General features: G+C 68.0%; 12 protein-coding genes and 1 tRNA gene. 7 read left to right on the plus strand and 6 right to left on the minus strand.

All coding sequences use genetic code 11. The annotated features are described in order from the left end of the window. Positions 1-10 precede the first annotated feature (10 nt). Positions 11-904 carry an inositol monophosphatase family protein gene (locus EL288_RS04140; RefSeq protein ID WP_003814549.1) on the minus strand — a complete coding sequence of 298 codons (894 nt, stop codon included), beginning with the start codon at positions 902-904 and terminating at the stop codon, positions 11-13. Positions 905-1,034: 130 nt separating this feature from the next. Between EL288_RS04140 and EL288_RS04145 the strand changes: the two genes are divergently transcribed. From EL288_RS04145 to EL288_RS04175, 7 genes are all read left to right on the plus strand, one after another. Continuing rightward, complete coding sequence (locus tag EL288_RS04145) at positions 1,035-2,933, plus strand: bifunctional tRNA (5-methylaminomethyl-2-thiouridine)(34)-methyltransferase MnmD/FAD-dependent 5-carboxymethylaminomethyl-2-thiouridine(34) oxidoreductase MnmC (RefSeq protein ID WP_003814548.1); 1,899 nt, start codon at positions 1,035-1,037, stop codon at positions 2,931-2,933. 294 nt (positions 2,934-3,227) lie between these two features. Continuing rightward, complete coding sequence (locus EL288_RS04150; protein ID WP_003814547.1) at positions 3,228-5,453, plus strand: glycoside hydrolase family 31 protein; 2,226 nt, start codon at positions 3,228-3,230, stop codon at positions 5,451-5,453. A 164-nt stretch (positions 5,454-5,617) separates the two neighbouring features. After that, positions 5,618-6,706 (plus strand): methionine ABC transporter ATP-binding protein, encoded by a 1,089-nt coding sequence (locus EL288_RS04155; protein WP_003814544.1) that lies wholly within the window; start codon positions 5,618-5,620, stop codon positions 6,704-6,706. Then, positions 6,663-7,316: a methionine ABC transporter permease gene (locus tag EL288_RS04160; protein ID WP_033447981.1), complete on the plus strand. Its 654-nt coding sequence runs from the start codon at positions 6,663-6,665 to the stop codon at positions 7,314-7,316. Before EL288_RS04155 ends, EL288_RS04160 begins: the two co-directional genes overlap by 44 nt. Before the next feature lie 47 nt (positions 7,317-7,363). Then, complete coding sequence (locus EL288_RS04165; protein ID WP_033457477.1) at positions 7,364-8,161, plus strand: MetQ/NlpA family ABC transporter substrate-binding protein; 798 nt, start codon at positions 7,364-7,366, stop codon at positions 8,159-8,161. Between the two features lie 129 nt (positions 8,162-8,290). Beyond that, positions 8,291-8,366: transfer RNA gene (locus EL288_RS04170), tRNA-Lys, on the plus strand. A 287-nt stretch (positions 8,367-8,653) separates the two neighbouring features. After that, entirely contained in the window at positions 8,654-9,808 is a 1,155-nt protein-coding gene (locus EL288_RS04175; protein ID WP_172596446.1) for an iron-containing alcohol dehydrogenase, read from the plus strand. Between the two features lie 57 nt (positions 9,809-9,865). Here the strand turns inward: EL288_RS04175 and EL288_RS04180 are convergent, their stop codons facing one another. The 5 genes from EL288_RS04180 to EL288_RS04200 are packed head-to-tail and all read right to left on the minus strand — an operon-like array spanning position 9,866 to position 13,513. After that, positions 9,866-10,171 (minus strand): putative quinol monooxygenase, encoded by a 306-nt coding sequence (locus EL288_RS04180; RefSeq protein ID WP_003814535.1) that lies wholly within the window; start codon positions 10,169-10,171, stop codon positions 9,866-9,868. Positions 10,172-10,199: 28 nt separating this feature from the next. Beyond that, complete coding sequence (locus tag EL288_RS04185; RefSeq protein ID WP_003814534.1) at positions 10,200-10,634, minus strand: aconitase X swivel domain-containing protein; 435 nt, start codon at positions 10,632-10,634, stop codon at positions 10,200-10,202. Between the two features lies 1 nt (position 10,635). After that, positions 10,636-11,880 carry an aconitase X gene (locus tag EL288_RS04190; protein WP_010927065.1) on the minus strand — a complete coding sequence of 415 codons (1,245 nt, stop codon included), beginning with the start codon at positions 11,878-11,880 and terminating at the stop codon, positions 10,636-10,638. Then, entirely contained in the window at positions 11,877-12,587 is a 711-nt protein-coding gene (locus EL288_RS04195; protein ID WP_010927064.1) for a FadR/GntR family transcriptional regulator, read from the minus strand. Before EL288_RS04195 ends, EL288_RS04190 begins: the two co-directional genes overlap by 4 nt. Before the next feature lie 14 nt (positions 12,588-12,601). Further along, complete coding sequence (locus EL288_RS04200; protein WP_003814529.1) at positions 12,602-13,513, minus strand: Bug family tripartite tricarboxylate transporter substrate binding protein; 912 nt, start codon at positions 13,511-13,513, stop codon at positions 12,602-12,604. Positions 13,514-13,656: the final 143 nt, after the last annotated feature.

The following is a 13,656-nucleotide window of genomic DNA, read 5'->3' on the forward strand; positions in this document are numbered from 1 at the left end:
GCGCGGGCGCTCAGGCCTGGCTGGAATCGGGCGCGGGCGCGTCCAGGTGCGGGCTGACCATGTCGAACAGCGCGCCGTGGATGTGCCGGTTGCCGGCCACCACGCGGCCGCCGCTGGGCCACGACTGCTGTCGCATCATGTCGGTGCACACGCCGCCGGCCTCGCGCACGAGCAAGGTGCCGGCCGCGACATCCCACGGCGCCAGGCCCATTTCCCAATAGCCGTCGTAGCGGCCGCAGGCCGTCCAGGCCAGGTCCAGCGCCGCCGCGCCCATGCGGCGCACGCCGCGGGTGCGGCGGATGGCATCGTGCAGCATCGGCATGTACTGGTGGGCGAAGGAAAAATCGCGGAACGGAAAGCCCGTGGCCAGCACGGCATCGTCGAGCGTCGACGTGCGCGAGCACGAGATGCGATGGCCGTTGAGCCACGAGCCGATGCCATGGACGGCGGTGAAAAGCTCTTCGCTGCTGGGGTCGTAGACCACGCCGATGACCGGCGTGTCTTCCTGCAGGTCGGCGCCCGCCACCACGCGCGTGCCCGCGTGGGCGACCAGCGCGATCGACACCGCGTAGTGCGGGATGCCGTGCAGATAGTTGGTGGTGCCGTCCAGCGGGTCGATGTACCAGGTGGCCGGCCCTTGCGCCGCGCCGCCGGTTTCTTCGGCCACGATGCCGAACTGCGGCGTGCGCTCGCGCAATACGCTGATGACGGCGGCCTCGGACTCGCGGTCGGCCTGCGAGACCAGGTCGTTGCGCGCCTTGCGGTCGATGACCAGATCCGAGCGATGGTGCGCGTACGACTGCAGAATGGCGGCGCCTGCATGGGCCGCTGTGACGGCTGCGTCGACGGCCGCGCCGAGGTCCAGGGTGGCGGAGGCAGGGGAGCGTTGGGCGGAGGTCTGCATAGCCCAAGTGTAAGCCCATGCTCGCAACGCATTCCGCAACCAGGGAGAATTCGGGCCCGCTGCCAGGTATTTCGTTGCAACGGCGTGGTGCTTATCCAACGGCCGGCGATGGCTTTATAGTGGCAAACCTTTGAATAGTCGGATCTTTCCTGCCGCCATGTCTGCCCCGTATGCGCCCCTGCAGCCCGCCGTCGTCGTCCATGACGAACAGGGCCGCCTGTACAGCGCCGCCTATGGCGATGTCTATCACTCGCGCGACGACGCGGCCGGCCAGGCGGAGCATGTTTTTCTGCGGGGCAACGGCCTGCCGCAGCGTTGGCGCGGCCGGGCGCGCTTTACCGTCTGCGAGACGGGCTTCGGCATGGGGCTGAATTTTCTCACCCTGTGGCAAGCCTGGCGTGACGATCCGGCGCGGCCGCGCCGCCTGCACATGCTGTCGCTGGAGGGACACCCGTTTGCGCGCGAGGATCTGCTGGCCGTGCTGCGCGCCCATGCGCCGGCGGGACTGCAGGCGCTGGCCACCCAGTTGGCCGCGCAGTGGCCCCCGCTGCTGCCCGGGCTGCACCGGCTGGAGTTCGAAGGCGGCGCGCTGACCTTGACGCTGGGCTTCGGCGCGGCGCAACAGCTGGCGCCGCGCCTGACGGCGCGCGTCGACGCCTACTTCCTGGACGGCTTCGCGCCGCGCGGCAATCCCGCCATGTGGGACCCGCACATGCTGCAGGCCCTGGCGCGGCTGGCAGCGCCGGACGCCACGCTGGCCTCCTGGTGCAGCGCCGGGCAGGTGCGGCAGGCGCTGCAACAGGCGGGCTTTGCCGTCCGGCGCGCGCCGGGCTTTGGCGGCAAGTGGCACATGACGCTGGGCCAGCGCCTGCCTGGGGTGGCGACACCCGACGATGCGCCCGATGATGACGGCGCGCCGGTGCTGGTGGTCGGCGCCGGGCTGGCCGGCGCGGCGGTGGCGCATGCGCTGGCCTTGCGCGGCCGGGCCGTGACGGTACTGGATGCGGCGCGGCTGGCGGGCCTTGCGTCGCACGCCGGCCATGCCGCCGCGGCCCTGACGCCGGTCATCGCGCGCGACGACAATCCGCGTGCGCGCCTGTCGCGCGCGGGCAGCCAGCGCGCCTGGCTGCGCTGGCGCGACCTGCCGGCGCCGGCCGCGCCCCGGCGCTGCGGCACCGTGCAGCTCGAGCGCGATGCCGGCCGCGCGGCGGCGCTGGCGCAGACGCTGCAGATCCTGCAATTTCCGGCCGACTGGGTGCGCATGGTGGACCGCGACCAGGCGGGGGCGCTGGCCGGCTTGCCGGTGGCGCGCGGCGGCGTGTTCTTCGCCGACGGCATGCTGGTGCGGCCGGGCGCGCTCATCGATGCGCTGCTGGCGGGCGAGGGCATAAGCACGATCGCGGCGCAGGCTGCGCGGCTGCGGCGCCACGGCGCCCAGTGGCAGGTGCTCGACGCGCAGGGACGGCAGGTGGCGCAGGCGCCGGTGGTGGTCCTGGCCAATGCGGCCGACGCGCCGCGCCTGCTGGCCGACAGCGGCCTGCTCGAACCCTTGCCGCGGCTGGCCCGGATGCACGCGCTGGCCGGCGAAGTGACCCTGCTGCCGGCCGAGGCCCTGTCCGGCGGGCCGCGCTGCGTCGTCGGCGGCGAGGGATACCTGCTGCCCGCCGTGGACGGCTGGTGCGTGGCCGGCAGCACCTATGTGCATGGCGCCGCGCAGGCGCTGACCGGCGCCGAAGGCCAGCGCGTCAACCTGGACAAGGCCGCGGGCCTGCTGGGCCAGGCGCCGGCCGCCTTCGCGTCCCTGCAGCCCGGTTCGTTGCCCGGCTGGGCGGGATGGCGCGCCGTGCTGCCGGGCCGGTTGCCGGCGGCCGGGCCGCTCGCCCATGCGCCGGGGCTGTGGCTGGCGGCGGGATACGCATCGCGCGGGCTGAGCTGGGCGGCGCTGATGGGCGACGTGATCGCGGCGCGCCTCTGCGGCGAGCCCGGGCCGCTCGAAACCGACTTGCTGGCGCAAATCGCGCCACGATGAAAATAAAATGGTGTCGCATCTATTGCCGACCACGCGCGGCGCAGTGGGCGCATAATCGGCCGGGGTTGGCGGCAAAATAGGGCCCGAAACACCGATATAAGCTGAACGATAGCGGTGATTGGCGATTTTGCGGGGGTTGGAAGTAAGTGACTGCTCAGGCCGCAAAATGGCGCCTGAAGCGCCGCCTACGGCATGCCGGCACCCTCAAAATGAGGGGGCGAGTTTATTTCAGGGCCCAAATCCGTCAAAATAGCGTCTTTTAATGGTTTTTTGGCTAAAGCCGGGGGATGCTCTGTGCCGCCGAAGTTCGACTTTGCTCATACTACCCAGCTCGACACCGTCGAGTTGTTGACGTCCCGCCCTAGCCGCATCGACTTCGACGCGGGCGACGGCTTGCACCTGGTAGTCGAAGCGCACGCGCCGGGCGTATACCGCCTGCGTTGTGGCGAGGCGAGTCTCCTCACCGATGAAAAATCCAGCGCGCGTGCGCGCGCCGTGGCTGAAATGTTGCTGGCGCGCCAGGAGGCCGTGGGCGAGGCGACGTTGACGCCGCGCGACGACGGCGGCGGCTGGCGTATCGCCCAGGGCGATACCACGCTTGAGGTGCTCTCCGATCCCGTGCGCGTGAAACTGTATCGCGGCGACCAGGAAGTCTTTGCTTCCGAAGTGTCCGCGCATACGCCCGCGTTCGGCCACAACGCGCTCGACGAAACCGACGAGGCCGTGTGGACCGTGGGCCTGGGCCTGGAGGGCGCCGAGCCCGTCTATGGCCTGGGCGAAACGCCGGGAGATCTCAACCGCCGCGGCGAAGCCGTGGTGTCCGATGACCCCGAGCATCGCGCCTTGCCGCTGGCCTGGAGCCCGCGCGGCTGGGGCGTGTACGCCAACACGATGCGGCGCGTCGAGCACGCGGTGGGCCTGGAGCCCGCCGAGGGCGCCTATGTGCTCACCATCGACGACCCGGTGCTGGACCTGTTCCTGTTCGTCGGCGAGCCGGCCGAGATCCTCAACCAGTACACCGCGCTGACCGGCCGCGCCGGCCAGCCGGTGCTGTGGGCGATGGGCGCATGGCTGCAGCAGGCCGACGGCCAGATGCCGACCGAGACGGCGGCCCTGGTGGCGCGCCTGCGCGATCAGCAGATTGCGCTGGATGCCGTGACGCTGGCCTTGCCGGCGGCCTGGAGCTTCCAGGCCGACAAGCCGGTGCTCGAGTGGGATGCCCAGCGCTTCCCCGACGCGCGCCAGATGCTGGCGCTGTTCCACAAGCATCATGTCCATGTGGCGGCGAGCGGTTTTCCGGGCGTGCTGAAATCCAGCCTGTTGTTCGAAGAGCTGGAAGACCGCGGTTGGCTGCTGACGCGCGACGATGGCAGCGCCCAGGTGTTCGACGGCAACGCCGCCACCGGCGGGCAGCCCTACGGCCTGCTGGATCTGTCGTATCGCGACGCTTACGCGATGTGGGTGGAGCGGCACCGCCAGTTGATCGAGGACGGCCTGGACGCGCCGGCCTGCGACGCGCAGATCGCGATTCCCGATGGCGTGTCGGCGCGCAACGGCGAAACCGGCCCGGCGCTGCGCACCATGTATCCGCTGCTGGCCCGCCGTGCGCTGTTCGACGCGGTGGCCGGCCTGAAAGTGCCGCCCGAGGGCGTGGTGCCCAGTACCGACCTGTTCCCGGCGGCGCAGCGCCTGCCGTGGCAGGTGGGCCCGCGCGTGACCAACGACTGGGCCGGGCTGGAGCACAGCCTGCGCACCGCGCTGTCGATCGGCGCGAGCGGCGTGCCGGTGCAGGTGCATGCGCTGGGTTCGGCGCAGGCGCCGCTCGAGGGCATGACCGCCGAGCTGTACCTGCGCTGGCTGGGGGCCTGCGTGCTGTCGGCCAATTTCAGCTTCCAGGGCGTCCCTGGCCTGCTGCCCGACGCCTTCGGCGAAGAAGCTCTGGCGCATGCCCGCACCTGGATGCAGTGGCGCTACCGCCTGATTCCCTACGTGCTCGGCGCCATCGAGGACTCGGCGCGTACCGGCCTGCCGGTGCAGCGTTCGATGGCCATGTCGTTCCCGCACGATCCGCATGCGCATGCCTGGGACCTGCAATACCTGCTGGGGCCGGCCTTGCTGGTCGCGCCGGTGACGCAGCCGGGCAAGCAGGTGCGCGTCTACCTGCCCAAGGGCGACGCCTGGTGGGACCTCAACACCGGCCACCGCTACGAGGGCGGCACGACCTGGACCGTCGAGTGCGAACTGGACCGCTACCCCGTGTTCGGCCGCGAAGGCCACATGCTCTGTCTCGGCCCGGCCGCGCAGCACACGGGCGAGTTCAACTCGGCGCGTATCCTGGACGAGGTCTGGATGTTCGGCATGCCGGTCCACAATCCGGTGGTCATGCGCAATAAAATCCGCGTAATGCAAATGCAGGGTTCCAGCTATATCAAGGGGCTGGAAGGACTGCGCATCCTGCCTTCCGAAGGGCTGGAAGTGAAGCGCCGCGGCGCTGAAGTCCGCATCTCGCGCGCTCGTTGACGCCTGCCGGGCCTGGTGCCCGGCGCGTTCCCTTCCGACCCGATGCGTTGCCGGCCCGTTGCCGGCACGCATCGGGTCTTATCCATTTTATATAACTAATAGTTATAAAAAGAGGAATAAACAGTCGTTCTCTTAAGAAGAGCGGCGATTCACAATCGCATGCCATGATTCATATCGAAAATCTATCCAAGACGTACGCCACCCCGCATGGCCGCTTCGAAGCGCTGCGGGGCATCAACCTGCACATCCAGCAGGGCGAGGTGTTCGGCATCATCGGGCCGAGCGGCGCGGGCAAAAGTACGCTGGTTCAATGCATCAACCTGCTCGAGCGCCCGGACCAGGGCAGCATCGCCATTGGCGGCCAGGCCCTGGTGGGGCTGGGCGAGGCGCAGCTGCGCAACCAGCGCCGCCGCATCGGCATGGTGTTCCAGGGGTTCAACCTGCTGGCGCGCCGTACCGTGTACGGCAACGTGGCCCTGCCGCTGGAGATCGCCGGCGTGGCGCGCGCCGAGATTCCCGCCAGGGTCGAGCGGCTGCTGGCGCTGGTCGGCCTGGAGCACCTGCGCGACCGCTATCCCAGCCAGATCAGCGGCGGGCAGAAGCAGCGCGTGGGCATCGCGCGCGCCCTGGCCAATGACCCCGACGTGCTGCTCAGCGACGAGGCGACGTCGGCGCTGGACCCCGAGACCACCCACAACATCCTGGCGCTGCTGCGCGATATCAATCGCAAGACGGGCGTGACGGTGGTGATGATCACCCACCAGATGGAAGTGGTGCGCGAGATCTGCGACCGGGTCGCCGTGCTGTCGCATGGCGAGGTGGTGGAGCTGGGCAGCACGCGCGAAGTGTTCGCCGCGCCCCGGCACGAAGTCACCCGCGCCATGGTCTCGGCCGCGACCGCGTCGGATCTCAGCGAGGCCACCCTGGCCGCCGTCAAGCAGCGCATCGACGCGCTGGCGGCCGCCGAGCCCGGCCGCGCCGTGCGCCTGTGGCGCCTGTCGCTCAAGGGCGTGGCCGCCGGCGAGCCGCTCTGGTCGGACCTGGCGCGCGAGTTCGCGCTGGACGTGAGCCTGGTGCAGGCGCGCGTCGAGGACATCCAGGGCGTGGCCGTCGGCACGCTGTTCGTACTGGCGCAAGGCGCGCCGCACGCGGTCAAGGACGCGCTCGCCGCGCTGGCCGCCCGTGAAATCACCGTAGAAGAAATCGCCCATGAGCCCGCAACTGATCGATCTGCTTATCACGTCGCTGCATGAGACCCTGCTGATGGTCGGCGTGTCCGGCGCCATTTCGGTGGTGGTCGGCATTCCGCTGGGCGTGCTGCTCATCGTCACCGGACGCGGCGGCATGCTGCAGAACCTGGCGGTCAACCGGGTGCTGGCGGCCGTCGTCAACGGCACGCGCTCGGTGCCTTTCATCATCCTGATGGTGGCCATCATCCCGTTCACCCGCCTGCTGGTGCAGACCTCCATCGGCACCACCGCAGCCATTGTTCCGCTGGCGGTGGCGGCGATTCCCTTCATGGCCCGCGTCGCCGAGAACGCCATGCGCGAAGTGGACCCAGGCCTGATCACCGCGGCGCGCGCCATGGGCGCCTCGCCCTTGCAGATCATCTGCAAGGTGCTGCTGCCCGAGGCCCTGCCTGGCCTGGTGGCCGCCACCATCGTCACCATCGTCAGCCTGATCGGCTACTCGGCCATGGCCGGCGCCATCGGCGGCGGCGGCCTGGGCGATCTGGGCATCCGTTATGGCTACCAGCGCTTCCTGCCTGAAGTCATGCTGGCTGTCGTGGTCGTGCTGATCGCGCTGGTGCAGGTCGTCCAGAGCCTGGGCGACTGGCTGGTGCGCCGCATGTCGCACCGCTGAATCCCGCACGATTCTTTTCATCACTCCGTATCTGGGAATATCGCAACATGAGCACCAAGTTCCTGAAAACCCTCGCCGCGTTCGCCCTGGGCGCCGCCGTGTTTGCGCAGCCTGCGCTGGCGCAGGACAAGCCGCTGAAGATCGGCGTGACCGCCGGCCCGCACGCGCAGATCTTCGAGGTGGTCAAGCAGGAGGCCGCCAAGCAGGGCCTGAATATCCAGGTCATCGAGTTCTCGGACTACGTGCAGCCCAACGTGGCGCTGGCGTCCGGCGACCTCGACGCCAACAGCTACCAGCACCAGCCGTACCTGGACAACGCCAATGCCGACCGCGGCTACAAGCTGGTCAGCATCGCCAAGACCGTGATCTTCCCCATCGGCGTCTACAGCAAGAAGGTCAAGAACCTGAACGAGCTGAAGGACGGCGCGCGCATCGGCATCCCCAACGATCCCACCAACGGCGGGCGCGCCTTGCTGCTCTTGCAGGACCATGGCCTGATCAAGCTGCGTCCGGAGGCCGGCCTGAAGGCCACGCCGATCGATGTGGTGGAGAATCCGCGCAAGCTGCGCTTCATCGAACTGGACGCCGCCCAACTGCCGCGCTCGCTGGACGACACCGACGCTTCCGCCGTGAACACCAATTTCGCGCTGGAAGCCGGCCTGGATCCGAGCAAGGATGCGCTGGTGCGCGAATCGGCCGAGTCGCCCTATGCCAACGTTCTGGTGGTGCGCGAGCAGGACAAGGACCGCGCCGACCTGCGCAAGCTGGTTTCCATCTACCAGAGCGCGCCGGTCAAGGAGTTCATCCTCGGCAAGTACAAGGGCGCCGTGGTCGCCGCCTGGTAAGCCTCGGCAGCACGCGTCCGGCGGTGGCCGGGCCCGCATCCCGCCAATCCGCCCTCGGGCGGCTTGGCTTTTGCACCCGGCCGATTTTGACACAGGGCTGGAAATCCGTCATAATTCCTGGCTTCGGTCGGGTCGTTAGCTCAGTTGGTAGAGCAGCGGACTTTTAATCCGTTGGTCGCGCGTTCGAGTCGCGCACGACCCACCAACCAGATTCAGCAAGCAAGGTCAGCAACAAGGCCAGCAAGAAAAAAGCCGCTCATGGAAGCGGCTTTTTTCTTGCTGGCCTTTTTCATGCGGTGCGCCTGGTTGTTGCGCGCGGCCATCTTCCCGCCTTCGATATCCGCTTGCCGCGACGCGGTTTCCCGACAATTGGGAAACCGCCGCACCAGCCTGCCTGCGCGATCCCGCAGCCTGCTAAGCTGGTTTTCCGAGTCGCGCCGCGCGGGCGGATGCCGTGCGTCGGCACGCGGACTTCAGCCTGTTCTGAGCGAGGTGGCGATGTTTGAGTTCTGTACGCATGCGAGGACGCTGGTCGGCGCTGGCGCCAGCGACGCCCTGGGAGAGACGCTGGCGGCCCGATGGGGCGCCAGCCGCGTCCTGCTGGTGACGGACGGCGCGCTGGTTTCACTGGGCCTGGCGGGCCGGCTGCGCGACGCGCTGGCCAGCGCGGGCCATACGGTGGCCATGTTCGATGAGGTGGTCGCGGATCCGCCGGAGTCGGTGGTCGAGCGCGCCATCATTGCGGCGCGCGATGCCCGGGCCCAGGTGATCGTGGGCTTTGGCGGCGGTTCTTCGATGGATGTGGCCAAGCTGGCTGCCGCATTCGCCGGGACGACGCAGGACTTGCGCCAAGCCTATGGCATAGGCCTGGTCGCGGGGCCGCGCTTGCCGCTGGTGCAGGTGCCGACCACGGCGGGCACCGGCTCGGAGGCCACGCCGATCGCCGTCGTGACGACCGGCGATGGCGCCAAGGCCGGCGTCATCTCGCCCGTGCTGTATGCCGACCTGGCCGTCCTGGACGCCACCTTGACGCTGGGCCTGCCGCCGGCCATCACCGCGGCCACCGGTATCGACGCCATGGTGCACGCGACCGAGGCATATACCAGCCGGGTGCTCAAGAATCCCATTTCCGACGCCCTGGCGCGCGAAGCGTTGCGGTTGCTGTTTCGCGCGTTGCCGCTCGCCTGCCGCGACGGCGGCGACCTGGCGGCGCGGCAGGACATGCTGCTGGGCGCGATGCTGGCGGGCCAGGCGTTCGCCAATGCGCCGGTGGGTGCCGTGCATGCGCTGGCCTATCCGTTGGGCAGCGCATTCCATGTGCCGCACGGGCTGTCCAACTCCCTGGTGCTGGGGCCGGTGCTGCGGTTCAATTCGCTGCGTTGCGAGACCCAGTACGCGGAGCTGGCGGACGTGATCCTGCCGGGGTATGCCGGTGGCGTGGCGGAAAAGGCCGCCGCGTTCGTGCAGGCGATGGCCGAGGTGGCGGGGGCGCTGGAACTGCCGACGCGGCTGGCGCAGGTCGGCGTCACGGCGGCGGACATCCCGGCGCTGGCCGGGCTGGCCCTGCAGCAACAGCGCCTGTTGGGGAACAATCCGCGCGATGTCACGCTGGCCGACGCCACGCGACTCTACGAAGAGGCGTTCTGACGCTGCCGGCGCCGCGCACGCCGCCGTTGCGGCGGTGCGCGCGGACCCCGGGCGGCGTCAGCTGTCCGGGGTGACCATGTGGCTTTCGACCTCGCGCCTGGCCAGCAGGGGAATGATCTGGCCGATGCCGATTGCCTGGAAATGCGCGGTCTGGCGATGCTCATCCAGGCCGTGCATGTCGCGATACTTTTCCAGGATGACGAAGTGGCACGGATCGCTTCCCGACTGGAAGTACTCGTAATACAGATTCGCCGGTTCGGTGCGGGTGTGTTCCGCCAGCCGGGCAAGCAGCGCACCGACTTGCTCCTGGGCGCCTGGCTGGGCGTGATAGTGCGCGATGACCTGCAGATAGGGTTGGGACATAGGGGTACCTTTGGTGGAGGGGACGGTATCAGGCTTGCCCGGGGGCGAGGGTGATCGTACCGTTCTCGCCGTCTATCCGCACCAGGTCTCCGTCCTGGATCTGCTCGAACGGATCGAATCCGGTCGCCTGCAGCAAGGGAATGTTGTTGACGAGACAGCCCATGACGGTCACGGGGTCCATCTCTACCTGGATCATCGCCGCGGGCGCGTGGCCGGCGCGCGTCGCCAGCGAGAGCATGCCCGATGTTCCGGACGAGCCTTTCGAGGATAGCAGGATCAGGACGCAATCGGAGATGTCGCGTCCGCGCAGGGAGGAATAGGGGTCCACGATCCTGCCGGTCTGCGGGTCGAAGCCGCCCCAGAACGAGATCCGTTCGCGAGCGATGACCGCCTTGCCCTGTGTCTGGCCCGTCACCCAGGTCTTGCAGTGAAAAGTGCGGGACGCCGTATCGATAGTGAGCATGTCAAAGTCCTTGCCAAGTGCCGGTCAGCGCCGCGGAAACCACGTCGGTCAGTTTGCCGACGGCGACCTCGTGGCCGGTCATTCCCTGTAGATAGTTGCCTTGCTTGACCGCATTGGTGACCATGCGGCGGCCATGGCCGGAGCGGGTGATCGAGGGACACGAGTCGGTCAGCACCTTGCCGCCGGCCCGTTCGATCACATCGACCAGCCCCATGCGCTGCGCGACCGCGCGCACTGCCCAGGCCGTCCAGACTTCCAGGCGCACGTTCGGGCAGACGCGGCGGCCCTCCAGCTGGCTGGCGATGACCTGGATCTCGTGCAAGGTGGCGTGCGGACAGCCCAGCACGACGTAATCGATCCGTTCGCTCGTCAGGGTGTTTAGTTTGGCAGCGATGCGCGCGCGGTCCGCCGCCGTGTAGTGGATGCGCTCCAGCGGGCGCCTGGCCACGGCGTCCAGCGTGGGGGCCTCGGGGGTGACGCCGGCGATATGGAACATGGTGCAGCCGCCGCCGGTGGCCACCGCGGCGGACAATTGCTTGGCTTCTTCCAGGGACGGCGCGCGCAGCTGATCGAGGACCGGGGTTCGCAGGCCCGATACTTCGCCGGCGAAATAGCCCAGGAAGCCCCAGTCGCACAGTTCCTCGGAAGGGGCGGCCTCGACTTCCACGATGAGATCGGCCTGGCGGTTTTCTTCCAGCAGCACGCCGAACTCGGGGAACCAGCCGGACATGGCCGCCGCGATGGCGCTTTCGGTGCCGTTGCGGGTGGATCGGGCTCCGACCATGGCATTGATGTAGACGACCGCCGAGGACTCGGTCCAGGCGCAGATCTGGTTCTTGCTGGGCAGTATGCCCGCGATGTACGGCGCGCAGGTCCAGGTCAGCTGGATGCCCGCGTCGCGCGCCCGGTCTATCACCAGCTTCTGGAATGCCTGGTCCTCCGCCGACAGGCCGCCGCCCTTGTCGTCCTCCACGCATACGCGCGCCACGTGGGTGGCAGTCGGCGCCCGCATGCGGACGCTGGTGAACTCGATGACTTGTTCGAGGGTTTTCTTGCGGGCTTCGGGGCTTACCGCGCCGGCGACCCTGCCTTGCGCGGTGATGCCGGAAGTGTGCACGCTGTCGACCTTGACCAGTCGTTGCGCGCCCATCAAGCGGCCCCATTCGACCAGCCAGGTGAAGTACTTCGCAACGACGTCGCCGGCGTCGCCGTTCAACAGACCTTGTTGTTCGTCCGTCAGTATCATGATTTCTTCTTTACGTATTTCGAGTCCCAGAAGCGTTCCGCGCTGTTCAGGTGGGTCCGGATGGCCGTGCTGACGGCATCCGGGTCGCCTGACGCCACGGCGTTGAGGATCTCCTGGTGCTCGATGATTGATTGTTTACCCAGCTTGGGCTGCGAGAAATACTCGACACGCCTGCGCCATGACAGGCGCAGGAACAGATCCAGCACCTGGCTCAGGGTGACGTTGCCGGCCGCGTCCGACAGCGCCCGGTGGAACGCCTCGTCGGCCTCGGCGGCCTCCAGGCCCCGCGCGCCGGTGGCCGCCAGCCGCTCGATTTCGGCCGCCATCCGGTCCAGGTCCACTTGCCGGTGGTTGAGCGCGGCCAGGCGGCCGGTTTCCAGTTCCAGGATCGCGCGCACCGACATCGCTTCGGCGATGGAGCGTGGCGACAGCGGCGCCGATTGCTCCAGCAGCACCAGCGCTTCGGGGCTGCGCTTTTCCGGCGCAACGATGTACAGGCCGGAACCCTGGCGGCGCGTCACCATGTTGAGCGATTCCAGTCTCGAAAGACTCTCGCGTATCACCGGACGGCTGATACCCAGCTGGGCGGCCAGCTCCATTTCGGTCGGCAGTTTCGCGATTCGACGGGCGTCGGCCAGTTGAATCATCCGCACCAGTTCCTGGGTGATTTCGTCAGCGCGGGAGGCAGGTCGTTTCGTCGAGCTCAAGTGGGAATCCTTTGTTATTCGGGCTTGGCGTTGGTCGCGATGATGATCTCCCGCCAGCGTTTGATTTCGTCCTGGATGTGCTGCTTGAACACTTCCGGGGGGCCGCCGTGCAAGGTAGCACCGACCTCAGCATAACGGGAGCGCAGTTCGGGATCCTGCAGCGCCTTGTTGCCGGCCTGGTTCAGCACGGCGACCACGTCCGCGTCCATGCCCGCGGGGCCTACCAGCCCGAACCAGCCGTAGGCACTGTAGCCCGGGAGGGTTTCCGCCACGGCGGGGATGTCGGGCGCGCTCGGTATGCGTTCCGGGGAAGTGACGCCCAGCGCCTTGATGGTGCCGCGGCGGATGTGCTGGATGGACGACGGATAACCGTCGCACAGCGTCTGCACGGTGCCGCCGATCAGATCCTGCAAGGCCAGCGCGCCGCCGCGGTACGGGACGGTGGTGAATTGGGTGGCCGTGACGTGGCGCAGCAATTCGGCGGCCATGTGCTGGCTGCTGCCCAGGCTGCCCAGCGCCATCATGACCGCGGGGCCTTGCTGCCTGGCGATGTCGACGAAATCGGCAATCGTGTCGCCCGGGAAGTTCTTGTTCGCCACGAACAGGTTCGGCGAGGAGGAACAGTACAGGATGGGCGTGAAGTCGCGTTCGGCATCGAAGTTGATGCTCTTGAACAGGGTGGGGTTGATGCCGTGCGTGGCGGAGTTGTTGAAAAGAATCGTGTAGCCATCCGGCGCGGCATCGGCCACGTATTTGGCAGCGATATTGCCCGCCGCGCCCGGCTTGTTCTCGGGAATGATGGTCTGCCCGAGTTCCTCGGCCATCGCCGCCGCCAGCAGGCGCGCCGAAATGTCGGTCACGCCGGCTGCGGGAAAGGGAATGATCATGCGGATGGGCTTGCCCGGATATTTGCGGGGGCTGGCCATCGCGCGTCGGGCCAACAGCGGCGCCGCAATACCCGCGGCCAGGCCGCCCAATAACAACCTGCGTCTTTCCATCATCGGATCCTCAAAAGTTGTATTACCAATTGCGCGTTTTCATCTTACCAAATAAACTCGCCGCAACACTG

The sequence above is a fragment of the Bordetella bronchiseptica genome (assembly GCF_900636925.1).
Classification (GTDB): domain Bacteria; phylum Pseudomonadota; class Gammaproteobacteria; order Burkholderiales; family Burkholderiaceae_B; genus Bordetella; species Bordetella pertussis.